The organism is Streptomyces sp. NPDC091416 (assembly GCF_044756845.1).
In the GTDB taxonomy this organism is placed as follows: Bacteria; Actinomycetota; Actinomycetes; order Streptomycetales; family Streptomycetaceae; genus Streptomyces.
This window is the reverse complement of sequence record NZ_JBIVTU010000020.1, coordinates 25,821-49,431: the sequence shown is the minus strand read 5'-3', so window position 1 is coordinate 49,431 and position 23,611 is coordinate 25,821. Positions and strand designations below refer to the sequence as shown.

General features: G+C 72.4%; 17 protein-coding genes and 1 pseudogene. 10 read left to right on the top strand and 8 right to left on the bottom strand.

Annotated features, from left to right (window positions below; translation table 11 throughout):
• Positions 1-55: 55 nt before the first annotated feature.
• Entirely contained in the window at positions 56-1,330 is a 1,275-nt protein-coding gene (locus ACIQMX_RS37845; RefSeq protein WP_402485092.1) for a glycoside hydrolase family 18 protein, read from the bottom strand.
• 383 nt (positions 1,331-1,713) lie between these two features.
• On the opposite strand from ACIQMX_RS37845, the gene ACIQMX_RS37840 reads away from it, so the two are divergent.
• A complete protein-coding gene (locus ACIQMX_RS37840) occupies positions 1,714-2,886 on the top strand; it encodes an acyl-CoA dehydrogenase family protein (RefSeq protein WP_363078426.1) in 1,173 nt (390 codons plus the stop codon).
• A 488-nt stretch (positions 2,887-3,374) separates the two neighbouring features.
• On the opposite strand, the gene ACIQMX_RS37835 is transcribed toward ACIQMX_RS37840, so the two are convergent.
• Positions 3,375-3,776, bottom strand: a complete 402-nt coding sequence (locus ACIQMX_RS37835) for a hypothetical protein (RefSeq protein WP_363078428.1) — start codon at positions 3,774-3,776, stop codon at positions 3,375-3,377.
• A gap of 202 nt (positions 3,777-3,978) precedes the next feature.
• On the opposite strand from ACIQMX_RS37835, the gene ACIQMX_RS37830 reads away from it, so the two are divergent.
• The 4 genes from ACIQMX_RS37830 (at position 3,979) to fxsA (ending at position 8,081) form a co-directional block, all read left to right on the top strand.
• Positions 3,979-4,419: an Lrp/AsnC family transcriptional regulator gene (locus tag ACIQMX_RS37830; protein ID WP_024493538.1), complete on the top strand. Its 441-nt coding sequence runs from the start codon at positions 3,979-3,981 to the stop codon at positions 4,417-4,419.
• An 80-nt stretch (positions 4,420-4,499) separates the two neighbouring features.
• Positions 4,500-6,140, top strand: a complete 1,641-nt coding sequence (locus ACIQMX_RS37825) for an amidohydrolase (RefSeq protein ID WP_402485087.1) — start codon at positions 4,500-4,502, stop codon at positions 6,138-6,140.
• Between the two features lie 527 nt (positions 6,141-6,667).
• Entirely contained in the window at positions 6,668-7,435 is a 768-nt protein-coding gene (locus ACIQMX_RS37820) for a polyprenol monophosphomannose synthase (RefSeq protein ID WP_363078432.1), read from the top strand.
• Between the two features lie 70 nt (positions 7,436-7,505).
• Positions 7,506-8,081, top strand: a complete 576-nt coding sequence (gene fxsA, locus ACIQMX_RS37815; RefSeq protein ID WP_363078434.1) for an FxsA family membrane protein — start codon at positions 7,506-7,508, stop codon at positions 8,079-8,081.
• A 559-nt stretch (positions 8,082-8,640) separates the two neighbouring features.
• Here fxsA and ACIQMX_RS37810 read toward each other — a convergent pair.
• The 4 genes from ACIQMX_RS37810 to ACIQMX_RS37795 form a co-directional block, all read right to left on the bottom strand.
• Positions 8,641-9,015 carry an RNA polymerase-binding protein RbpA gene (locus ACIQMX_RS37810; protein ID WP_003959706.1) on the bottom strand — a complete coding sequence of 125 codons (375 nt, stop codon included), beginning with the start codon at positions 9,013-9,015 and terminating at the stop codon, positions 8,641-8,643.
• Positions 9,016-9,289: 274 nt separating this feature from the next.
• Positions 9,290-10,663 (bottom strand): MFS transporter, encoded by a 1,374-nt coding sequence (locus tag ACIQMX_RS37805; protein ID WP_363078953.1) that lies wholly within the window; start codon positions 10,661-10,663, stop codon positions 9,290-9,292.
• Positions 10,664-10,708: 45 nt separating this feature from the next.
• Positions 10,709-11,473, bottom strand: coding sequence for a glycerophosphodiester phosphodiesterase (locus ACIQMX_RS37800; protein WP_402485082.1), 765 nt, complete (start codon positions 11,471-11,473; stop codon positions 10,709-10,711).
• A complete protein-coding gene (locus ACIQMX_RS37795; RefSeq protein WP_402485079.1) occupies positions 11,470-12,132 on the bottom strand; it encodes a YitT family protein in 663 nt (220 codons plus the stop codon). The genes ACIQMX_RS37800 and ACIQMX_RS37795 overlap by 4 nt, the downstream gene beginning before the upstream one ends.
• Positions 12,133-12,234: 102 nt before the next feature.
• Between ACIQMX_RS37795 and ACIQMX_RS37790 the strand changes: the two genes are divergently transcribed.
• Entirely contained in the window at positions 12,235-13,734 is a 1,500-nt protein-coding gene (locus ACIQMX_RS37790) for a PLP-dependent aminotransferase family protein (protein WP_402485077.1), read from the top strand.
• Between the two features lie 160 nt (positions 13,735-13,894).
• Here ACIQMX_RS37790 and ACIQMX_RS37785 read toward each other — a convergent pair whose 3' ends face one another.
• The gene (locus tag ACIQMX_RS37785; protein WP_363078438.1) at positions 13,895-15,487 is read right to left on the bottom strand and encodes a hypothetical protein; all 1,593 of its coding nucleotides are present in this window, start codon (positions 15,485-15,487) and stop codon (positions 13,895-13,897) included.
• A 38-nt stretch (positions 15,488-15,525) separates the two neighbouring features.
• The gene (locus tag ACIQMX_RS37780) at positions 15,526-15,720 is read right to left on the bottom strand and encodes a hypothetical protein (RefSeq protein ID WP_018103962.1); all 195 of its coding nucleotides are present in this window, start codon (positions 15,718-15,720) and stop codon (positions 15,526-15,528) included.
• Positions 15,721-16,034: 314 nt separating this feature from the next.
• On the opposite strand from ACIQMX_RS37780, the gene ACIQMX_RS37775 reads away from it, so the two are divergent.
• The 4 genes and pseudogenes from ACIQMX_RS37775 (at position 16,035) to ACIQMX_RS37760 (ending at position 23,586) form a co-directional block, all read left to right on the top strand.
• Positions 16,035-16,427, top strand: coding sequence for an ankyrin repeat domain-containing protein (locus tag ACIQMX_RS37775; RefSeq protein ID WP_326664424.1), 393 nt, complete (start codon positions 16,035-16,037; stop codon positions 16,425-16,427).
• Between the two features lie 220 nt (positions 16,428-16,647).
• A complete protein-coding gene (locus ACIQMX_RS37770) occupies positions 16,648-18,069 on the top strand; it encodes a HEAT repeat domain-containing protein (protein WP_363078440.1) in 1,422 nt (473 codons plus the stop codon).
• 205 nt (positions 18,070-18,274) lie between these two features.
• Positions 18,275-21,889, top strand: a pseudogene (locus tag ACIQMX_RS37765) (hydantoinase B/oxoprolinase family protein); the annotation flags it as partial.
• 170 nt (positions 21,890-22,059) lie between these two features.
• Positions 22,060-23,586: a hypothetical protein gene (locus tag ACIQMX_RS37760; protein WP_402485072.1), complete on the top strand. Its 1,527-nt coding sequence runs from the start codon at positions 22,060-22,062 to the stop codon at positions 23,584-23,586.
• Positions 23,587-23,611 lie beyond the last annotated feature (25 nt).

Below are 23,611 nucleotides of genomic sequence, written 5' to 3'. Positions count from 1 at the left end.
CGGATGCGGGGAGCCCGCCCGGCCCCCCGCATCCGTCATGCCTGCCGCGACGACGTCAGTCGATCGCCTTGATCAGCTCGCCGTCGGTGGTGTCACCGCTGAGCTCCCAGAAGAAGGTGCCGCCCAGGCCCTGCTGGTTCTTGTACGCCATCTTGGTGCCGATGGTGGCCGGGGTGTCGTAGCTCCACCAGTTGGTGCCGCAGTGCGCGTACGCCGTACCGGCGACCGTGCCGGTGGCGGGGCAGCTGTTCTTGAGCACCTTGTAGTCCTCGATGCCCGCCTCGTACGTGCCGGGGGCCGCGCCGGTCGCCGTGCCGCCCGGCTCGGCCTGGGTGACGCCGGTCCAGCCGCGGCCGTAGAAGCCGATGCCGAGCAGCATCTTCGAGGCCGGAACGCCCTGTGCCTTCAGCTTGTCGATGGCCGCCTCGCTGTTGAAGCCGTCCTTCGGGATGCCCGGGTAGGAGCTGAGCGGCGAGTGCGGGGCGGTCGGACCCTTCGCGTCCCAGGCGCCGAAGAAGTCGTACGTCATCGGGTTGTACCAGTCGACGTACTTCGACGCGCCGCCGTAGTCGACGGCGTCCAGCTTGCCGCCCTCCGAGCCGTCCGCGCTGATCGCCGAGGTGACCAGACTGTCCGCGCCGAACTCGGTGCGGAGCGCCGACAGCAGGTTGCCGTAGGCGTCACGGCCGCTGGTGTCGCAGGTCAGGCCGCAGGCGTTGGGGTACTCCCAGTCGATGTCGATGCCGTCGAAGACATCGGCCCAGCGCGGATCCTCCACCAGGCTGTGGCAGGACTCGGCGAACGCGGCCGGGTTCTGTGCCGCCTCCCCGAAGCCGCCGGACCAGGTCCAGCCGCCGAACGACCAGATGACCTTGAGGTCCGGGTGCAGCTTCTTCAGCTTGCGCAGCTGGTTGAAGTTGCCGCGCAGCTCCTGGTCCCAGGTGTCCGCGACCCCGTCGACCGACTGATCGGCCGTATAGGCCTTCTCGTAGTCGGCGTAGGAGTCGCCGATCGTGCACTTGCCGCCCTGGACGTTGCCGAAGGCGTAGTTGATGTGGGTGAGCTTGTCGGCCGAGCCCGAGGTCTCGATGTTCTTGACGTGGTAATTGCGCTGGTAGACACCCCAGTTGGTGAAGTATCCGACCACCTTGCTGCCGGCCGCTGTGGGGGCGGCCGGTGCTGCTGCCGGTACGGCGGCCTGCTGGGCGGCGGGGGCCGCTCCGGCGGGCCCGGTGCCCGTGATGCCGAGCAGGGCGGCGCCCAGGGCGGCGGTACAGGCGGCGGCCGCGAGGGCCCGCAGGCGGGCACCCGGGCGATGAAGTCCGGTCATGGTTGCTCCTCGTGGGGGAGGGGATGTGCCAGTGGACGTCCGGCCTTCCGGCGTACGTGCTGAATTGGCATGAACGCGGAAAGTCGGTTCGCCGGAAACCGTAGATGGACTAGACCAGTTGGGTCAATGGTTCGGACCAATTTCCGTGATCGTCCAGGCCGTCCCCGCGCCTTTCGGGCGTGTTCTGTCAACCAGTGACGGATACCGTCCGATCGGGCATACTCAACCCGCCACAGCCGCCTGCCGCGCCTCTCGTAATCCGGGAGGGCAACATCGGCTGAGCAGCAGTGTTTTCCGGGCATCGTCCGGAGATCCCCCGGCGGCGCCGCTCACACCCCGCGCGTGCGACCGCCGCAACGCCCGACAGGGAGGAGAGCGCCGTCATGTCCGACCGTGCCCCGCAATTGGTGGAACGCCGTCTGCCCACCGAGGAGTCCAGGCAGCTCGTCGCGCTCGTCCGCGACATCGCGCAGCGGGAGATCGTGCCCCGGGCGGCCGAGGAGGAGGACGCGGGCCGGTTCCCGCGCGAGATCTTCACTCTGCTCTCCGAGTCCGGCCTGCTCGGCCTGCCCTACGACTCCGCCCACGGCGGCGGGGACCAGCCGTACGAGGTCTACCTCCAGGTCCTCGAAGAACTCGCCGCCGCCCGGCTCACCGTCGGACTCGGCGTCAGCGTCCACTCCCTCGCCTGCCACGCGGTCGCCGGCTACGGCACCAAGGACCAGCAGGCCGACCACCTCCCGGCGATGCTCTCGGGCGGACTGCTGGGCGCCTACTGCCTCTCGGAGCCCGCCTCGGGCTCCGACGCCGCCTCGCTGCGCACCAAGGCCGTACGGGACGGTGAGGACTGGGTCGTCACCGGCACCAAGGCGTGGATCACCCACGGCGGCATCGCCGACTTCTACACGGTCCTGGCCCGCACCGGGGCCGACGGCCCCCGCGGCATCACGGCCTTCCTCGTCCCGGGCGACGCCGCGGGTCTCAGCGCCGCCGTCCCCGAGAAGAAGATGGGGATGAAGGGATCGCCGACCGCCCAGCTGCACTTCGACGGCGTGCGGGTACCCGACGCGCGCCGGATCGGTGACGAGGGACAGGGCTTCGCGATCGCGCTGTCCGCGCTCGACTCCGGCAGGCTGGGCATCGCCGCCTGTGCCATCGGCGTGGCGCAGGCCGCCATGAACGAGGCCGTCGCCTACGCCACCGGGCGCCGGCAGTTCGGCCGCCCCATCGCGGACTTCCAGGGGCTGCGCTTCATGCTCGCCGACATGGCCACCCAGATCGAGGCCGGCCGCGCGCTCTACCTGGAGGCGGCCCGGCTGCGCGACGCGGGAAGCCCCTTCTCGCGGCAGGCGGCCATGGCCAAGCTCTTCTGCACGGACGCCGCGATGCGGGTCACCATCGACGCCGTCCAGGTACTCGGCGGATACGGCTACACGCTGGACTTCCCCGTCGAACGGCTGATGCGCGAGGCGAAGGTGCTCCAGATCGTCGAGGGCACCAACCAGATCCAGCGGATGGTCATCGCCCGCCACCTCGCGGGTCCTGAGACGCGCTGACCCGCAACGGCCGGTCCGACCACACCGGCGTCGTCATGATCCGGTTCCACTCGTGGTCGTGGCGGCCCGGCAGCGTCCTGTCGGTGCTCTCCCAGTGCCGGAGCAGCGCCCGGTAGATGGGCGGATCGGTCGAGTGGGGCCCGGACCGCGGTGCCGGGCGGGGCGTCGGTGACGGCGCCGCCGGGTCGGGAGGCTGCGGAACCGATTCTTCGGAGGCCGGAGCGGCGAGACGGCGGCGACCGGGGCCGGCCGTGGAATGCAGCAGGGTCATACCCGGCCAACGGTCCGGAGCCGGGGCGGGTCACTGCCCGGCCGATTCGAGCGCCCGTTCGTCAGGTCCTCTCGGCGCGCCGCACGGACGGGTCCGGGGTGGCCGCGGACCCGTCCGCGTCGCCGCACACCGGCCGGGGCACGGTGCGGGAGGCCCCGGCGTCCTCGGGGCCCGTCCCGGTGGACCGGGGAGGACGGGGCCCGGGAGCGCGGCCGCCTCAGGCGGCTTCGCGGCGCAGCTGCTGGGGTACCCGGAGCGGGCGCGAACCGGCACCTCCGGCGTGCGAGAACGGCTGCATCCTCCAGTCGAGCCCCTGGGGGAGCGTCAGCAGCAGGGCCGTCTCCTGTTCCTGGGCCAGTGCCGACTCGTCGGCGGGCCGGGCCTCGGACGCGGCGCGGCCGGTTCCGGCACACACCGTCAGCACGAACGGGTTCCACGGGGTGGGGCACAGCGCGTGCTCCGGCAGGACGTCCTCGTCCGCCAGGAGCCCGATGGGCTGCGCACAGTCCGGGCAGACGACCCGGTACATCTCGAACGTGTCGTACGCGTCGGGAGCGGTGTCCTCGAAAGGATCAACGGGCTCCGGTTCGGTACGTCCGGTGAGCTTCAGGCTCTGCATGGGAAATTCCCCCCTCGGGTGGGCCGACAAGGCGCCGCGGCCTCGACCACAGCAAGCACTTCCCGTCGCACATACGGCGTAACCGCGAGGGGCTTGGCTACTGGCGCGTAAACCTGTGGCATTCGTCACATGCCGCCCGCAGGTGCCCTTCACCGCCCTCCACGGCTGTGCCTGGAGGGCCTGTGGCCATAGATTGATCCATATGGAGGAGCTGGACCGTCAAATCGTGGAGTTGCTCGTCAAGGACGGGCGGATGAGCTACACCGACCTGGGCAAGGCCACCGGCCTGTCCACCTCGGCCGTTCATCAGCGCGTCCGCAGGCTGGAGCAGCGCGGGGTGATCCGGGGCTATGCCGCGGTCGTCGACCCCGAGGCCGTCGGGCTGCCCCTGACCGCGTTCATCTCGGTGAAGCCCTTCGACCCGAGCGCGCCGGACGACATCGCGGAACGGCTCGCCGGTGTCCCGGAGCTGGAGGCCTGCCACAGCGTCGCGGGCGACGAGAACTACATCCTCAAGGTGCGGGTCGCGACCCCGCTGGAGCTGGAGCACCTGCTCACCCGGATCCGTTCCCTCGCCGGTGTCTCCACCCGCACCACCGTCGTCCTCTCCACGCCCTACGAGGCGCGCCCGCCGCAGATCTGACACCCCCGCCACCGGTCCCGGGCGGGGCCGTAAGGGGGGTCGCGCACGGTGGGGGCCCGGCAGGCGGGAGACTGGTCCTCATGACCGAGAGCACCGCCCCCCAGAGCGAACACCGCACCGTGCTGCTGCGCGGTGGAGACGTCCACAGCCCCGCCGACCCCTTCGCGACCGCCATGGTGGTCGAACGGGGCCATGTCGCCTGGGTGGGTTCCGAAGGGGCAGCCGACGCCTTCGCGGACGGCGTCGACGAGGTGATCGACCTCGACGGGGCCCTGGTCACTCCCGCCTTCACCGACGCGCACGTCCACACCACATCAACCGGTCTGGCCCTCACCGGCCTCGACCTCTCGGGCGCCCGCACGCTCGGCGAGGCCCTTGACCTCGTGCGCTCGTACGTGGCGTCGCACCCGGCCGGGCGGGTGGTCCTGGGGCACGGCTGGGACGCCACGCGCTGGCCCGAGCAGCGCCCGCCCACGCGCGCCGAGCTGGACGCGGCGGCGGGCGGACGCGCGGTCTATCTGCCCCGGATCGACGTGCATTCGGCGGTCGTCACCACCGCGCTGCTCGACCTCGTCCCCCGGGCCGCCTCCCTGGACGGCTACCGGCCCGACGCGCCGCTGACGGGCGCCGCCCACCACGCGGTGCGCGCCGCCGCCCACGGCGCCGTGTCGCCGCGGCAGCGAGCCGACGCCCAGCGTGCCGCGCTGGCTCACGCGGCGTCCCTCGGCATCGGAACGGTCCACGAGTGCGGCGGCCCGGACATCTCCGACGAGGAGGACTTCACCTCGCTGCTGAAGCTGGCGGCCGGGGAGCCGGGCCCGCGGGTCTTCGGCTACTGGGCCGAACAGGTCGGTGACGAGAAGGACGCCCGGCGCATCAGGGAGCTCGGGGCGGTGGGCGCGGCGGGAGACCTCTTCGTCGACGGCTCGCTCGGCTCCCACACCGCCTGCCTCCACGAGCCGTACGCCGACGCGCCGGTCACGGGCACCGCCCATCTCGATGCCGCGCAGATCGCCGCCCATGTCGCCGCCTGCACCGAGGCCGGGCTCCAGGCGGGCTTCCATGCCATCGGCGACGCGGCCCTCGCCGCGGTCGTCGACGGCATCAGGACGGCGGCCGGGAAGGTCGGCCTCGGCCGGGTCCGGGCCGCCAGGCACCGCGTCGAGCACGCCGAGATGCTCACCCCCGAGACGGTCGCCGCTTTTGCGGAGCTCGGCCTCACCGCCTCGGTCCAGCCCGCCTTCGATGCCGCCTGGGGCGGTGAGGAGGGCATGTACGCCCGCCGGCTGGGTGCCGGGCGGGCGAGGACCCTCAACCCGTACGCGGCGCTCCTGCGGGCCGGTGTGCCCCTCGCGTTCGGCTCCGACAGCCCGGTGACCCCGCTGGACCCGTGGGGGACGGTGCGGGCCGCCGCGTTCCACCGGACGCCCGAGCACCGGATCTCGGTACGGGCCGGCTTCACCGCCCACACCCGGGGCGGCTGGCGCGCGGTCGGGCGGGACGACGCGGGCACCCTGGTGCCCGGGGCTCCGGCCGACTACGCGGTCTGGCGCACCGAGGAACTGGTCGTCCAGGCCCCGGACGACCGGGTGGCGCGCTGGTCGACGGATCCCCGGTCGGGAACGCCCGGCCTGCCCGATCTGAGCCCCGGGGGCGAACTCCCGGTCTGCCTGCGCACCGTTGTCTTCGGACAAACTGTCTACGTACGGCCGAACGAGTGACGTGCGGACATTTCGTACCGCCGATCGAAGGCGCCCCCGTTCTGCCGCGACCTGGGGATCTTCAGGACTGACCAGGCAAGTTCGGTAAACGATGCAGGTCAGGCAACTATTGACAGAATGCGCCCACTGGCCGGTAGGTTCGGCCAGGTCCACCACAGGACGTCCGACCGGTTAAACCTCCACGCAGTCGTCGAACGCCGCTGGGTCATGAGGTGGTGTGCCGCACCGGCGCACCACCACTGACAGCCAGGTTCAGCGCCCGCGCCTCGGGGGCGAGGGACGGTTTCAGCCGGGCGGAGGGTGCGACCCGGGTGGGGCCCGGACGTTCAGTAGACAACGGCTCTAGGTCGACCCGCAGCCGGCGGGTCCCAGGTCGGCCCGAAGGGCGCCGGGCCCCGATCCGCAGTTCTGTCCGCATCTCCGTGCTTCTGTCCGCCGCACTCTCCCACGCCACCCGACCGGGTCGGTCTGTGCACGCGCCGCGCTCGATATGGTGTGCATCTGCGTACGGACTTAAGGGGCAGTAAGTGAACGACGGCGGTCAGAGGCGATACGGCCCGCTCGGCAGAGCACTGGTGATCATTCCGACCTACAACGAGGCCGAGAACATCAAGCCGATCGTCAGCCGGGTGCGCGCCGCCGTGCCGGAGGCTGACATCCTGGTCGCCGACGACAACAGTCCCGACGGCACCGGCAAGCTCGCCGACGAGATCGCCGCGACCGACGACCAGGTCCACGTGCTGCACCGCAAGGGCAAGGAAGGGCTCGGCGCCGCCTACCTCGCCGGCTTCCGCTGGGGCATCGACCACGACTACGGCGTTCTCGTCGAGATGGACGCCGACGGCTCCCACCAGCCCGAGGAACTGCCGCGCCTGCTCACCGCGCTCAAGGGCGCGGACCTGGTGCTCGGCTCCCGCTGGGTCCCCGGCGGACGGGTGGTCAACTGGCCCAAGTCCCGCGAGATGATCTCCCGGGGCGGCAGCACGTACTCCCGGCTGATGCTCGGACTGCAGACGCGCGACGTCACCGGCGGCTACCGGGCCTTCCGCACCGAGACGCTCCAGGGCATCGGCCTGGACGAGGTCGCCTCGCAGGGCTACTGCTTCCAGGTCGACCTGGCCCGCCGCGCGATCGAGGCCGGCTTCCACGTCGTCGAGGTTCCGATCACCTTCGTGGACCGGGAGGTCGGTGACTCCAAGATGAGCCGCGACATCCTGGTCGAGGCGCTCTGGCGCGTGACCGCGTGGGGTGTCACCACGCGTACGAACCGGGTGCTCGGCCGCAGGAACACCTGACCCCCGGATCCGGGCGGGCTCCGTCGCCCCGTTTACCCCGTCCGGACGCCGGCCCAGGCACACTGGTGACATGACGACCGGCACACCGCCCCCGACCGCCCGCAGGCGCTCGCGCGCCCGGACCTTCGTACCTCTTGCCATCGCCGCCTGGGCGGTGCTCGAGATCTGGCTGCTCATCGCGGTGGCGGATGTGGCAGGCGGGTTCACCGTGCTGCTGCTCCTGGCCGCGGGGGTCGTCCTCGGGGCCATGGTGATGAAGCGGGCCGGCCGCCGCGCCTTCCGCAATCTCACGGAGACGCTCCAGCAGGCGCAGGGACAGACGGGGGCCGGCGGCTCGTCGCCCGCCCCGGCCGGTACCCGGGGCAACGGGTTCCTGATGCTCGCCGGGCTCCTGATCATGATTCCGGGAGTGATCTCGGACGTGGCCGGACTGCTGCTCCTGGTGCCGCCGGTCCGGTCGGCGCTCAGCAGGTACGCGGAGCGTTCACTGGAACGCCGGATGAGGACGGCCGGTCCCGGCAGCCTCTCGGACGCCTTCCAGCAGGCCCGGATGCACCGACCGGACGGAAAGGTCGTCCAGGGCGAGGTGATCCGCGAGGACCCCGCCCGCCCGGACGACACCCCGCGCCCGCCACTGACCCCGTAACCACACCCGGCGACTGCTCCCGGCCTTCCGGGCCGGGTCCGGCCCTGATCGAGCCCGTCCGGCGATCGAGGGCAATTTCCGGCAGCGGCCGACGCGACCGGACCGGGCACGCCCGGTCCGGTCCGGCCCGGCACGGGCCCGAGCGGGCCACGGATCACCGGTTCGGGCCCGGGCCGACAGCGCACCACCGGGCCGGGCGCACGCCGAACGGGGCAGCGGCACCACCGGGCCGGCCCAGGCCCGAGAGGGTGGTCCGAGCGCCCCGCAGCCGGCCGCCCGAGGTCCACGCACAGAGCCGCGGGGGGGGGGGGCCCCCCCGGGGGGGGGGGGCCCGGGGGGGGGGGGGGGGCGCGGCGCGGGGGGGGGGGGGGCGGGGGGGGGGGGGGGGGGAATACGACACCCGGCGCGGGGGGGGGCCGCCCCACGGCGGCCCCCCCCCCCCCGGGGGGGGGGGGCCCCCCCCCCCCCCCCCGCCCGCCCCCGCCCCCCCCCCCGGGGGGGGGCCCCCCCCCCCCCGGGGGCCCCCCCCCGCGGCTCTGTCTCGATGCGCGCTACGCGGTCAGGCAGACTTCCTGCTGTCCCGCGGATGCACGGCGATATTCATGGCGCCGGAGCGCAGAACCGCCAGCCTCTCGGCCAGCACCTCTTCCAGCTCCTCGCGTGTGCGCCGCTCCATGAGCATGTCCCAGTGCGTACGCGCAGGCTTGCCCTTCTTCTCCTCGGGGCCATCCCCGTCCACCAGGAGTGCCTGGGCGCCACACGCCTTGCACTCCCACTCCGGCGGAATTTCCGCCTCTACCGAGAACGGCATCTCAAATCGATGTCCGTTCTGGCATGCGTACTCCACCGCCTGGCGCGGGGCCAGATCGATGCCGCGGTCCGTCTCGTAGCTGGTAACCACGAGTCGCGTGCCGCGGAGAGCTCGCTCACTCATGAATCGTGCCTCCCGGGCTTGTCGCCCACAGGACAAATGTCGCTGTCGTCGTCATCCGGTCAACGTCCGGTCGGCGGCAAAGATTCCCGTTGCCGGTCATGCGTCGCCCGTCGTGCCGCTGCTTTTTCAGGTTTGCGAGTGTTGAAGTACCCGCCAGTGCCCGGTTTGTCACATCTGGCGGAAGTTGTCACCCAACGGTTTGGATTCTTCCACTCGCAGTAACGGTCCTCCGGGCAGGCCAAAGGCGTACACTACCGGCCTTTCACTTCAACGTCTAAATCCGTTCGGGAACGGGGTTCCCGGCGGCCGCCACCGCCTGCCGTACGGGCACCCTCGCGAGCAGCACGGAACCGACGACGAAGAAGACCACCAACGAGATGATCGCATCCCGGTAACTGCCGGTCAGCTGGTACGCGAGCCCGAACACCAGGGGGCCCAGCCAGCTCAGCCCGCGGTCGCTCATCTCGTAGGCGGAGAAGTACTCCGCCTCCTTGCCGCGCGGCACCAGGTGCGAATAGAGGGACCGGGACAGGGCCTGGCTCCCGCCGAGGACCAGGCCGATCGCCGCCGCCAGCGCGTAGAAGAAGACCGGAGAACCGGCGGGCAGGAAGTAGCCGGCGACGAGGATCAGCGTCCAGACCACGAGTGACCCGAGGATCGTGTGTTTCGCCCCGTAGACCCGGGCCATGCGTCCCATGCCGAGCGCCCCGGCGACCGCCAGTACCTGGACCAGCAGCACGGCCGTGATCAGCGTCGTCTGGCTCAGCCCCAGTTCCTCGGAGCCGTACACGGAGGCCTGGGAGATGACGGTCTGCACGCCGTCGTTGTAGACGAGGTACGCCAGCAGGAAGGAGAGCGTGAGCGGGTGGCGGCGCATGTCGCGCAGGGTCGCTCTCAGCTGCCGCCAGCCGGATCCGACCGGCAGGCCGCCGGTCTCCTTCGTGTTCCGGTCCCGCAGCCTGCGCAGCGGAATGATGGTGAAGGCGCCCCACCACACACCTGCCGAGGCGAGACAGATCCGCACGGCGTCCGACTCGGACAGGCCGAAGGAGTCGTGGCCCGTGTAGAGGACCAGGTTGAGGACGAGGACCAGCGCCCCCGACGTGTAGCCGAACGCCCAGCCGCGGGAGGAGACCGCGTCGCGTTCGTCCGGCTCCGCGATCTGCGGCAGATAGGCGTTGTAGAGCACCATCGACACGGAGATCGAGGCGTTGGCCACGATGAGCAGGAGGACCCCGAGCAGATAGCGGTCCCCGTCCAGGAAGAACATCGCGGCCGTCGCGGTCGCGCCCGTGTACGCCGCCGCCGCGAGCAGCGGCTTCTTGCGGCCCGTACGGTCGGCCGCCGCGCCCACGATCGGCATCAGGATCACCGCGACGACGAGCGAGGCCGAGACCGCGTACGCGAACAAGGACCCGGCCCGGACCGGCACCCCGAGCGGATGGACGTACCCCTCGGCGTCGGCGGCGGCCTTGGCGACCGACGTCAGGTACGGCCCGAGGAACACGGTGAGGACGCTCGTCGAGTAGACGGAGCAGGCGAAGTCGTAGAAGTACCAGCCACGCTGCTCACGGCGCCGGTCGCCGGTGTCGTCCGGCCCTGCCGTCCCGTCCGCCGGCTCGGCGGTGTCCGCGGTCTCGGCGCTCATTGCGCACCCCTCGTCTCTCCCCGTGAAGACGTCGCCGGGCCCGCGTCAGGCCCAGGCCCCCCGCTCGCTCAGCACCGTGCGCAGCGTCTCGATGTGATCGGTCATGATGCCATCCACTCCGAGGTCCAGGAGCGCGGTCATCCGCTCCGGCTCGTTGACCGTCCACACGTGCACCTGGAGTCCGCGCGCGTGCGCCTCCCGTACGAAGCGCCGGTCGACGACCCGGACACCGCCCTGGCTCTCCGGGACCTGTGCGCAGACCGCGCCGGCACGCAGCGCCGCCGGGATCCCGTACGAGCGCAGCCGCAGCCCCATGACGCCCCGGACGCCGTAGGACGTGGCGAGCCGCGGGCCGGCCAGCCGGTGCGCCCTGGCCACCCGCGCCTCGGAGAAGGACCCGACGCACACCCGGTCCCAGGAGTCCGTCCGGCGGATCAGCTCCACGAGCGGTACGAGGGCCGGCCCGGCCTTGATGTCCACGTTCCAGCGGGCCTCCGGGAATGCCTCCAGCAGCTCCTCGAACAGCGGCAGCGGCTCCCGTCCGGCCACCCGGGCCCGCCGTATCTCGCTCCACGGCAGCTCCGCTATCCGGCCCCGGGAGTCCGTGACCCGGTCCAGCGTGGGGTCGTGGAAGGCGACCAGCCGGCCGTCCGCCGAGGCGTGCACATCGGTCTCGAAGTACCGGTACCCGGCGTCGGCGGCCCGGCGGAACGCGGCCGCCGTGTTCTCGATCCCGTCCGCCGCTCCGCCCCGGTGGGCGAACGCGAGAGGAGCGGGGTGGTCCAGATAGGGGTGGCGTACGGAAGTCACTGCGGCAGTATGGCCTGCCCGGATGTCCGGGCGGTGACCGTGGTGCCACCGTTGTCCGTGATCGTGAAGAAGCGAAGGAAGAACTGGGCGAGCGGGCCGATCGCCAGGGCGTACAGGACCGTTCCCGCGCCGAGGGAGCCGCCGAGGGCGAACCCGGTGACCACGACCGCGATCTCGATCGCCGTGCGGACGAACCGGATCGACCGGCCGGTCCGCCGGTGCAGCCCGGTCATCAGGCCGTCGCGCGGTCCGGGGCCGAACCGGGCGGCGATGTAGAGCCCGGTCGCCACACCGTTGAGGACGATCCCCGCCACCATCACCCCGGCCCGCGCCACGAGCCCGTGCACCTCGGGAACGAGGGCGAGCGTGCCGTCCATCGCGAGTCCCACGGCGAAGACGTTCGACACGGTGCCCAGGCCCGGCCGCTGCCGGAGCGGGATCCAGGCCAGCAGGACGATCGCCCCGATGATGATCGAGACGACCCCGATGCTGATCCCCGTGAGCTCGGCGAGCCCCTGGTGCAGCACACCCCAGGGTTCCAGGCCGAGTCCTGCGACGACGAGGAGGGCCGAGCTCGCGCCGTACAGCGCCAGGCCCGCGTAGAGCTGGGTCAGCCGTCGGGTGAGGTGGGCCCCGCGCGGAACGGCGGTGATGGACAAGTGGTGCCCCCTGGTGTGGTGGTGGTGGACTGCTGCATGTCACTCTGTGGCAGGGGATTGGCTTCCAACTATGGCCAATCCGAGGAAGGTGGACTGATTCCCATGGCGCAGTGGACTTCGGCCGTCGGTGCGGCACAGCTCGCCCGGCAGCTGCACGCCCAGCAGCCCCGGCCCGCGGGCCCCGGCGCCCGCAGGCCGCCCGCCTACCGCGCTCTCGCCGACGGCATCCGGCTGCTCGTCCTCGAGGGCCGGGTCCCGGTCGCCGCCCGGCTCCCCGCCGAGCGCGAACTCGCGCTGGCCCTGTCCGTCAGCCGTACGACGGTCGCCGCCGCCTATGAGGCGCTGCGGGCCGAGGGCTTCCTGGAGTCCCGGCGCGGGGCCGGCAGCTGGACGGCCGTCCCCGCGGGCAATCCGCTGCCGGCCCGCGGACTGGAGCCGCTGCCGCCCGAGGCGCTCGGATCGATGATCGACCTGGGCTGCGCCTCGCTGCCCGCGCCCGAGCCATGGCTCACCCGAGCCGTCCAGGGCGCCCTGGAGGAGCTGACCCCCTACGCCCACACCCACGGCGACTACCCGGCCGGTCTGCCCGCGCTGCGGCAGATGATCGCGGACCGCTACACCGCCAGCGGCATTCCGACGATGCCCGAGCAGATCATGGTCACCACCGGGGCCATGGGCGCGATCGACGCGATCTGCCACCTCTTCGCCGGCCGCGGCGAGCGGATCGCGGTGGAGTCCCCGAGCTACGCGAACATCCTCCAGCTGATGCGGGAGGCGGGTGCCCGCCTCGTGCCGGTGGCCATGGAGGAGGGGCTCGGCGGCTGGGACATGAACCGGTGGCGCCAGGTGCTGAGGGACGCGGCCCCCCGGCTCGCGTACGTCGTCGCCGACTTCCACAACCCCACCGGCGCCCTGGCCGACGAGGACCGCCGCCGCGCGCTGGTGGACGCCGCGCGCTCGGCCGGCACGGTCCTGGTGGTCGACGAGACGATGCACGAGCTGTACCTGGACGAAGACGTGGACATGCCGCGCCGCGTCTGTGCCTTCGACCCGGCCGGCAGCACCGTCCTCACCGTCGGATCGGCCAGCAAGGCCTTCTGGGCCGGCATGCGCATCGGCTGGGTCCGCGCCGCCCCCGACGTGATCCGCAGCCTGGTGGCCGCGCGCGCCTACGCCGACATGGGGACCCCGGTCCTCGAACAGCTCGCCGTCAACTGGCTGATGCGTACGGGCGGCTGGGAGGAGGCCGTGCAGATCCGCCGGGAGCAGGCGCGGGACAACCGGGACGCGCTCGTCGCCGCGGTGCGCCGGGAACTGCCGGACTGGGAGTTCGCCGTGCCGCGTGGCGGGCTGACGCTCTGGGTCCGTACCGGCGGGCTCTCGGGATCGCGGCTCGCGGTGGCCGGGGAGCGGGTCGGGGTGCGGGTACCTTCCGGGCCCCGGTTCGGGGTCGACGGGGCCTTCGAGGGCTATGTGCGGCTGCCGTTCACGGTCGGCGGCCCGGTCGCGGACGAGGCGGCCCAGCGGCTGGCCGCAGCAGCCCGGCTGGTCGGTTCGGGGGCGGGCGTGGGCGCGGAGGCACCCCGTTCGTTCGTGGCCTGACCCCGGCATGGGGGGGGGGGGGGGCGGGGGGGGGGCGGGGCCCCCCCCCCCCCCCGCGGGGGGGGGGGGGGGGGGCCCCCCGGGGGGGGGGGGGGCGGCCCCGGGGGGGGGGGGGGGGCGCCCGCCGCCGGGCCCGCGCCCCCCCCCCCCCATGCCGGGGTCAGTCGCTGAGCGCCAGGCCCTCGACGCCGACGGACGCGGTCACCGTGTCCGTCGGCACGGGTTCGGGCCTGCTCGCCTCGACGGCGGTGCGCCGCTCGGGGAGCAGGTCGAGCACGGCCCGGCGCTGCGCCTCGCTCGTCGCGTCGTCGTACGGATCGGGTGTGGCGGGCACCTGGATGCGCAGCACCTGGCCGGTGCCGAGCCGTGCGTACCCACGGCCGGGCGGGACGTCCGGAGTCGGGGTCGTGTGCGGCTCCAGGCCGAGGACGGACTCGATCTGGCCGGGCGAGCAGTGACCGAGCACGACCCGGGCCCTGGTGTGGGACCGGACGGTGTCGCTCAGGCCGTCCAGGCTGTCGAACTGCTCGGTCATCACCACGGTGACGTTGGCGGCCCTGCCGTGGCGCAGGGGCACCTGGAGCAGTTCCTGCGGATCGGGACCGCCGTCCGCGGCGGCGAGGTGGCCGAGCACGCTCGGCCGGTCCAGCAGGATCCAGAGGGGGCGCCTGATGTCCTCGGGCGCGGCCTGACCGGACTGCCGGGCCCGGTTGGCCTCGATGAGCCGGCGCTCCGTCTCGCTGGCCGCCCACTCCAGGGTGGACAGCGCCCCGGCCAGTCCGCACTCGACGGCCAGCACGCCCTCACGGCCGGTGAAGCACGCGTACTCCCCGGTGCCGCTGCCTTCGACGATCAGGATGTCGCCCTGCTGGAGCGCCTGGAGGGCGATGGAGCGCAGGAGCGTGGTGGTGCCGCTGCCGGGCTGTCCGGCGATCAGCAGATGGGGTTCGGTGGAGCGTGCGCCGGTCCGCCACACGACGCCCGGCGCGTCGCGCGTCTCGTCGCCGTCGCTCACCGGCACCGTGCGCTGTACCGCGTCGTCGTCGGTGAACCCGAGGACGGTCTCACCGGGCGCGGTGACGAAGCGCTGGGCGGTGAGGGTGGTGGGCAGGGCGTCGAGGACGGTCATGAGGAGCTGGTTGCCCTCCTCGTCCCAGCTGAAGAGGTACTCCCGGCCGCGGCCCGACTTGGCGTGCAGCAGCTGTTCGATCCGGGCGCGGGAGGTGGCCTCGCTGTCGGTGAAGTAGGCCGGGTACGTCACACGCAGGCTCCTGACCCGGCCGTTGCCGTCGAACTCGTACCCGCTGAAGACCTTGTCCCAGTCGCCGCCGTGGGTGAACGGCCCACCGGGGTCGTCGGCCGTCGAGAAGTACGGCACGAGAGCCTCGTACAGAGCCTGCAGACGGCCCGTCTCCGCCTCGTCCGGGCCGGTCTTGACGGGTGTGCGTTCCCGTCCCTTCCATGCGGAGGCGCCCATCACCGTGACGAGGGCCAGCAGCGGCCCGTACGGGATGAGCGCGACCACGAGTACGCAGGCCGCGACGAGGAACAGCGTGGGACCACGCCGGTCCTTGGGCGTCGCGGCCCACTTCTGCCGTCCTGCACCGGCCAGCAGCCGCAGACCACGAGTGATCATGATCAGCGGATGGAGCACGTCGGTGGCGCTGTCGGCGGCCGTGCGCGCGAACTCTCGACTGCGAGTGATCGAAGCGCTGCCGCTGCTCAGAATGCGGGGGAGTGGTCGCCGGGCCACGTCTGTCTCCTGGAGGGGGTGGGAGCGGTAGCGGAAGGTCAGAACTTGATCCCGCCCAAGAGGCCGGCGAGGCTCGCTCCGCCCGCGGTGATGCTCGGTGCGATGGCGGTGCCGGCCAGGTAGAAGCCGAACAGGGCGGTGACGAGGGCGTGTGATGCCTTGAGGCCGTCCTTCCTGAAGAACAGGAAGACGATGATGCCGAGGATGACGACGCCTGACATGGAAAGGATCATGAGTGGTTCTCCTGGTTGGGGGGACAGTCACCATGAGTCCTTCCAAGCTCACCGGAAGTATCTATATGATAAAAGCTGCAATTGGGTGAAAAGTCTGTTTTTTCACTTGTCTGGCGTACGGAAGGGCGCGAGGAGGAGGGGTTTCGGAGGCCGGGCCTCACCTCGTCGTCACTCGACGTGATCTTTTGCCATGGGCGGGCCCGGGCGTGTGCGCCCCCGGGCAGTACCCTGTCGATTCACTCGCACGGCCCACGCGGGGTATGCCCCGGCAGGCCGTCATCAGCGCAACCGGTGAGAAGGAAGGCGGTCCCCCGATGAGCGAAACCCCTGATCCCGAGGTGGTCGAGCTGGCGACCAAGGTCTTCGACCTGGCACGCCACGGCGATGCCGACGCCCTCGCGGCCTATGTCGACGCCGGAGTCCCGGCGAACCTCACCAACGACCGGGGCGACTCGCTGCTGATGCTCGCGGCCTACCACGGGCACGCCCCGGCGGTCGTCGCCCTGGCCGGCCGCGGCGCCGACCCGGACCGGGCCAACGACCGCGGGCAGACGCCGCTCGCCGGAGCGGTCTTCAAGGGCGAGGACGCGGTCGTCAGGGCCCTGCTCGACGCGGGAGCCGATCCGGCGGCCGGAACACCCTCCGCACTGGACACGGCGCGCATGTTCGGCAAGGCCGACCTGCTGGAACTCTTCGGCGCCCGCTGAAGGGGCTTCGTCGTAAATGTGGTCGCGGTGGCGAAATGGCTGGGTCATCATGACGTCGCGGGCCCGATTCGGGCCACCGACGAGAGGCAGGGAAGATGGTCTGCACCAGGCAGAAGACGGCGGTCGGCCGATCATGTTGCTGCGCGGTCTAGGGGGCGTTTCGTCCACGTGGAACTGCACAGTCCCGGTTGCGTCGACAGCTTGATGTGAGGCTTTTCCCATGTTTGATCCGTTCATAGCGCCGAGCGGCACCCTGCTCGGCCTGCTGCAGAGGGGCCGCGGCGACGGCACGCTCCACGCACTCGCCGCACCACGCCCCGAGGCCCTGGCGGCTCTCAACCACTGTGTCCTGAGCGACCCGCGCCACGACTGGCAGGTGGAGAACCGCTCCCTCTACTACGCACGCCTGTATCTCGACCTCGACGGCGGGATCGAGGAGATCGAGCGGCACCTGTGCGACGCCGACGACCACCTCGACACGGACGACTCACGGACCGGCCTGGCCCTGGCGGTCCTCGGCCACCTCGCCTCGTACGGCCGCGACGACGCCCTGGCCCTGCTGCGGCGGTACGCCGCGACCGGCTCCAACTGGGCCTGGGCCCTGGACGAGCTCGCGCTGCGTGACGACGATGCCGGGCTGCGGTCCCTCGCCGTGCCCGTGCTGGCACGCTTCCCGGAGAACGCCGAGGGCCGTGCCGAGCTCGCCGCCACCGTGCGGGACGCCTACGAGCCCCGCCCCTGGCGGCTCTGGGCCGACGACCCGCGCCCCTCGGTGGGCGCCCGGGTGAGAGCCGCCTCCGAACAGGGCTCCTTCGACCGCTGGCAGCGGCAGATGCGGCCGGGCGGTCCACGCCCCGGCTGGGGCGTCCGGGCCGTCTTCGACTGGGCCCAGGAAGGGCTCGACCGGGGCAGCGTCCTGCACGTACCGGCCGCCCGCTGCCTCTCCGCGGTGGCGGGACCGGAGGACCGGCAGCTGATCGTCGAGGCCGCCCGCAGCGGTTCCGACGGCGCCCGGTGCGCCGCGCTGCACTACCTCGCCGCCGAAGTCCGCGACCCGGTCGTCCTCGACCTGATCGAGGCCGCGACGGTCGGCGGGTCGCAGGCCGTCGCCGAAGCGGCCGTCGCGGCCTTCGAGCGGATGTGCGGCGAGGCGGCCGTGGAGCGCGCGCGCCGCTGGGCCCAGCGGCCCGACGCGCTCGGGGCCTCGGCGGCCGGCGTACTGGCCACCCGCGGCGTTCCGCAGGACGCCCCGCTCGTCCTCGGCGCCCTGCGGGACGCCGTACGGGGCGAAGGACCGGACGCACCCCGCCTGTGGACCCTGGTCGACGGCGCCGGCCGGCTCGGCATCGCCTGCGCCGCGCCCGTACTGCGTCACGTCTACCGCGAGACGTCCTCCTCCCATCTGCGGGGCAGGGCCGCCCGGGCCCTCGCCGCCACCGATCCCTCCTTCGCCACCGGCTTCGCCGTCGAATGCCTGTGGGACTGCGAGGAGACGACCCGAGAGGTCGCCGCACGCCATGCGGAGACCGGTGACATCAGGGTGGCCGAGCGCCTGCGCCGGCTGGCCGCCGATCCGGCCGAGGAGGCCGAGGTCCAGTCGGCCGTACGGAGCAGGATCGGACCGGACGCACCGGCGGTCTGACCCCGCCGGAACCGCGGCCGGAACCGGCAAGGCCGGGAAACCGCAGGAGCGCAGCGCGTCGGGGGCGCGCCGCGCCGAAGAGCACCGGACCCCGGGCCTCTCGTTCGGCTCGTGCCGGGCTCGCGTGGCCCGAACGGAAGACCCTGACCCCGGGCCTCCTCGCGTCCTGCGCGCCTCCCGAAGGGCCGCGCGCCAGTATGGAGGGATGACCGGACGCTGGGAGTTCTGGATCGACCGGGGCGGTACGTTCACCGATGTGGTGGGCCGGGACCCCGAAGGACGGCTGGTCACCCGCAAGCTCCTCTCGCACGACCCGGACCGCTACCGGGACGCCGCCGTCGCGGGGATCCGGCTGCTGCTGGGACTCGGGCCGGACGAACCGGTCCCCGCCGACCGGGTCGCCGCCGTCAAGATGGGCACCACCGTCGCCACCAACGCCCTGCTGGAGCGGCGCGGTGAACCCACCGTCCTCGTCATCACCGAAGGCTTCCGGGACGCCCTGCGCATCGCCTACCAGAACCGGCCCAGGCTCTTCGACCGCCACATCCTGCTTCCGGAAGCCGTGTACGAGCGGGTGATCGAGGTCCCCGAGCGGATCGACGCCCGGGGGCGGACCGTGCGGCCGCTGGACCGGGCCGCGGTGGCGGAGCGGCTGCGCGGGGCGCGCGAGGACGGGCTGAGCAGCGCGGCCGTCGTCCTCATGCACGGCTACCGCCACCCGGACCACGAGAAGGCCGTCGCCGCGGAGGCCCGTGCGGCAGGGTTCACCCAGGTCAGCTGCTCCCACGAGGTCAGCCCGCTCATCAAACTGGTGCCGCGCGGCGACACCACCGTCGTCGACGCCTACCTCTCACCGATCCTGCGCCGGTACGTCGACACGATCGCCGCCGAACTCGACGGCATCCGGCTGATGTTCATGCAGTCCAACGGGGGCCTGCGCGAGGCCGCCGGGTTCCGTGGCAAGGACGCGGTCCTCTCCGGGCCGGCCGGTGGCGTCGTCGGCATGGCCCGCACCTCGGAGCAGGCCGGCTACGACCGGGTCGTCGGCTTCGACATGGGCGGTACCTCCACCGACGTCTCGCACTATGCGGGCGAGTTCGAACGCGAGCTCGGCACCGAGGTGGCGGGTGTGCGGATGCGCGCCCCGATGATGAACATCCACACCGTCGCGGCCGGCGGCGGCTCGGTCCTGCACTTCGACGGCCGCCGCTACCGGGTCGGTCCCGACTCGGCCGGAGCGGTGCCGGGCCCGGCCTGCTACCGCAGGGGCGGGCCGCTGACCGTCACCGACGCGCAGGTGATGCTCGGGCGGATCCAGCCCGCCCACTTCCCCGCCGTCTTCGGGCCGGACGGCGATCTGCCCCTCGACGCGGACATCGTGCACAGACGCTTCGGGGAACTCGCCGACGAGGTCGCACGGGCCACCGGAACCCGGCGGACGGCGGCCGGGACCGCTGCCGGATTCCTGGAGATCGCCGTGCTCAACATGGCGAACGCGGTCAAGAGGATCTCCGTGCAGCGCGGGCACGACATCACCCGCTACGCCCTCACCGGTTTCGGCGGCGCGGGCGGTCAGCACGTCTGCGCCGTCGCGGACGCCCTCGGCATCGACACGGTCCTCGTGCCCCCGCTGGCCGGTGTGCTGTCCGCCTACGGCATCGGGCTGGCCGACGCGACCGCGATGCGCGAACAGTCCGTCGAGGCACCGCTCGACGCCCCGGCCCTGGACCGGCTGGACGAGGCCTGCGACGCGCTGGCCGCCCGTACCCGGGCCGAACTGCGCGCCGACGGCGTCCCCGGCCACGCCATCAGCACGCGGGCGCGCGTACTCCTGCGGTACGAGGGCACGGACGCGAGCCTCTCCGTCGAGCTGGACACGGTGGCCGCCATGACCGAGGCGTTCGCGGGCGAGCACCGCGCCCGCTACGGCTTCACGATGGACCGGCCGCTGGTCGTCGAGGCGGTCTCCGTGGAGGCGACCGGTACGGCGGGGGAGTCGCAGGCGCCCCGGCCGTCCGGGCCGGAGAACGGCGGGGCCACCGCCCCGCAACCCCACGACACCGCACGGATGTTCGCCGGAGGCAGCTGGCAGGACGCCGCCCTTCACCGCCGGGCGGACCTGCGGACCACGGACACCGTGACGGGGCCGGCCGTCATCGCCGAGGACGGCGCTACCACCGTCGTCGACCCCGGCTGGCAGGCCGCTCCCGGCACCACCGGTCATCTGATCCTGACCCGCGCACGCCCCCGCCCCGCGAAACGGGCCGTCGGCACCCGGGTCGACCCGGTCATGCTGGAAGTCTTCAACAACCTCTTCATGTCCATCGCCGAACAGATGGGCGTGCGCCTGGAGAACACCGCCCACTCCGTCAACATCAAGGAGCGGCTCGACTTCTCCTGCGCGCTCTTCGACGCGGACGGCAACCTGATCGCCAACGCGCCGCACATCCCGGTGCACCTCGGTTCCATGGGGGAGTCCATCCAGGAAGTGCTGCGCCGCAACGACGGCACCATGCGGCCCGGTGACGTGTACGCCATCAACGATCCGTACCACGGAGGCACACACCTGCCCGATGTGACCGTCGTGACGCCGGTGTTCGACGAGCGCGACGGCGCTCCTCCCGCGCTGAGTTTCCTGGTGGCCTCACGCGGTCACCACGCCGAGATCGGCGGCATCACGCCCGGCTCCATGCCGGCCTTCAGCCGCACCGTCGACGAGGAGGGTGTGCTCTTCGACAACTGGCTCCTGGTGCGGGACGGCGCCTTCCGCGAGGCCGCGACCCGCGAGCTGCTCGGCTCCGCCGCGTACCCCTCCCGCGACCCGGACACCAACCTCGCCGACCTGCGCGCCCAGATCGCCGCCAACGAGAAGGGCATCGCCGAACTGCGCCGCATGGTCGAGCAGTTCGGTCCCGACGTCGTCGACGCCTACATGGGCCATGTGCAGGACAACGCCGAGGAGTCCGTGCGCCGCATCGTCGCAGGGCTCCACGACGGCCACTGCCGGTACGAGACGGACAACGGGGCCGTGATCGAGGTGACGCTGACCGTGGACCGGGAGGCCCGCAGCGCGCTCGTCGACTTCACCGGTACCTCACCGCAGCAGCCGGGCAACTTCAACGCCCCGAAGTCGGTGGTCATGGCCGCCGTGCTGTACGTGTTCCGGACCCTGGTGGCCGACGACATCCCGCTCAACAGCGGCTGCCTCACACCGCTGGAGATCCGGGTACCGGAGGGCTCCATGCTGGCACCCGTCCACCCCGCCGCCACGGTCGCCGGCAACGTGGAGACCTCGCAGGCCGTCACGGGAGCGCTGTACGCCGCTCTCGGCGTCCAGGCCGAGGGCTCGGGCACCATGAACAACCTCACGTTCGGCAACGAACGGGTGCAGTACTACGAGACCGTGGCGAGCGGCTCGGGCGCGGGGGAGGACTTCGACGGCACCGACGCCGTACAGACGCACATGACCAATTCGCGGCTCACCGATCCCGAGATCCTCGAATGGCGTTGTCCGGTACTCCTGGAGAGCTTCCGGGTGCGCGAGGGAAGCGGGGGAGCGGGCCGCAGGCACGGCGGATGCGGGGTGGAACGCCGGATCCGCTTCCTCGAGCCCGTCACGGTGGCCCTGCTCACCGGGCACCGCCGGGTGCCGCCGTACGGCATGGCGGGCGGCGGCCCGGGCGCCCTGGGCAGCCAGCACATCGAACGCGCCGACGGCGGCCGCACCCCGCTGAAGGGCTGCGACACCGCGGAGCTGGACACCGACGACGTACTGGTCCTGCGGACCCCGGGCGGCGGGGGGTACGGGGCGCCGGACACTGCCGGTGACCGGGGCCGTGGAGACCGGCGGGACGGTGGGTCCGAAGCCCTGGACAAGGCCGGTGCCCGGGGCCCCGGAGACCCGCACGGCGGGGCATGACCGACTCGGGGCAAGCGGGCGCTTCTGCGCCGTTTCGACCGTTGTCAGTCCGAGGACCTAATCTGTGCAGCGTGACTTCGCCTGCCTACACGGAAAACGCTGCGCCCCAGCTCAGCGCGGGGCCGCGGCCCGCACCGGGCCCGGCCGCCGACGAGGGGCTCTCGCGGCGGCTGCGCGCGCTCGCCTGCACGGCGCCGCTGCACGACCTCGACGTGCGCAAGGCGAACCTCGCCGGCGAGTACACCGTGTACGCGATGGCCGAGGTCGCGCTCGCGGCCATCGACCACGTCACGCTCAACATGGACTTCGACACCGGAGCCGACCACGACCAGATAGTGGCCAGACTGCTGCCCCGCGTCGCCGCCCAGGCCCCGCGCCGCCCCGCCGCCGAGCACGAACGGGTCGCCCGCTGGGTCCTGGACAACCTCATCAACGTCGGCAGTGTGGACCGCGGCTTCCGGGCGGTCTACGGCACCTTCGGACCGGACGGCGTCTATGTCCGCAGGGACTACGACTTCAAGCTGATCGAGGAAGTCCCCGGATACGGCGGCAGCGTCTACCTGCGGGCCACCGACGAAGCGGTCAACGTCCTGGTCGGGGCGCTCGACACGGACGTCACCAGCGCCCAGATCGCCGCCGAGGTGAAGCTGGAGGTCCTGATCAGCCGGGGCCGCCTCGCCGACGCACAGCTCGCCGCCGAGCAGGCCCGCTACCGGACCGTGCAGTACGCGGAGACGCTCCGTAAGACGCTCGACGCGACCCGGCGCAACGTCCGCGCGGTCGACTGGCTCAACGCCGTGCCCGACATGATCGCCGAGGCACTCGACCACGTCGCCGACCGCTACCGCCACGAGAACGCGATCCTCACCAACATCCGCAAGGCCCGGGACGAGGCCGAGGAACCCGAGCACAAGAGGCGCGCCGCCGAGCTCGTCGACATCGTCAAGGACTGCATCCGCCGCCACACCCAGCTCCAGTCCCGCCTCCTGGAGGCCGGACCGCTGTTCCGCGCCGAGCAGGACCGCCAGGCCTTCGCCGCACCGGCCGCCCGCACCGGACTCGACCTCTACGGCCAGCTCCTGGCCCCGCTCCTGCCGCTCCCCGTCGAACAGGCGATCCGGGCCACCGACGCGTTCTTCGCCCAGGGCACGGGTCTGCGCACCCCCACCTCGGTGCGGGTGGGCGACCTGGTCGACATGCTGCTCACCCCGCCGCTCGAACGGGAACACCTGGGCGCCGAGATGCCCGAACCCGATCTGATCGCCACCCCTGACGACAGCCGGTTCAGCGAGGAGCAGCTGGCGTCGGCCATGGAACTGCTCGACCTGGAGCACGACGCCCCACGCCGCCTCTCCGGTCTCCTGGCCGAGGCGCGGCGGCGCGACGCCGAACTGCCCTACCTGGTGGCCCTGCTCGCGGTGCACGCCGCCAGTCCTCCGGTCGGCACCGCCTACCGCCAGGGCGAGCGCCGCCTGCTGTTCTCCGTCGACGACGGCACCCCGCTCGACGACCCCGAGTTCGGCGGCGCCGACCTGATCGTCGGCACGGCCCTGCTGGACGCCGCGGGCATGGCGGCGGACCGCTCGGAGGCGACATGAGGACCTCCCGGCACGCGCCCGCGGA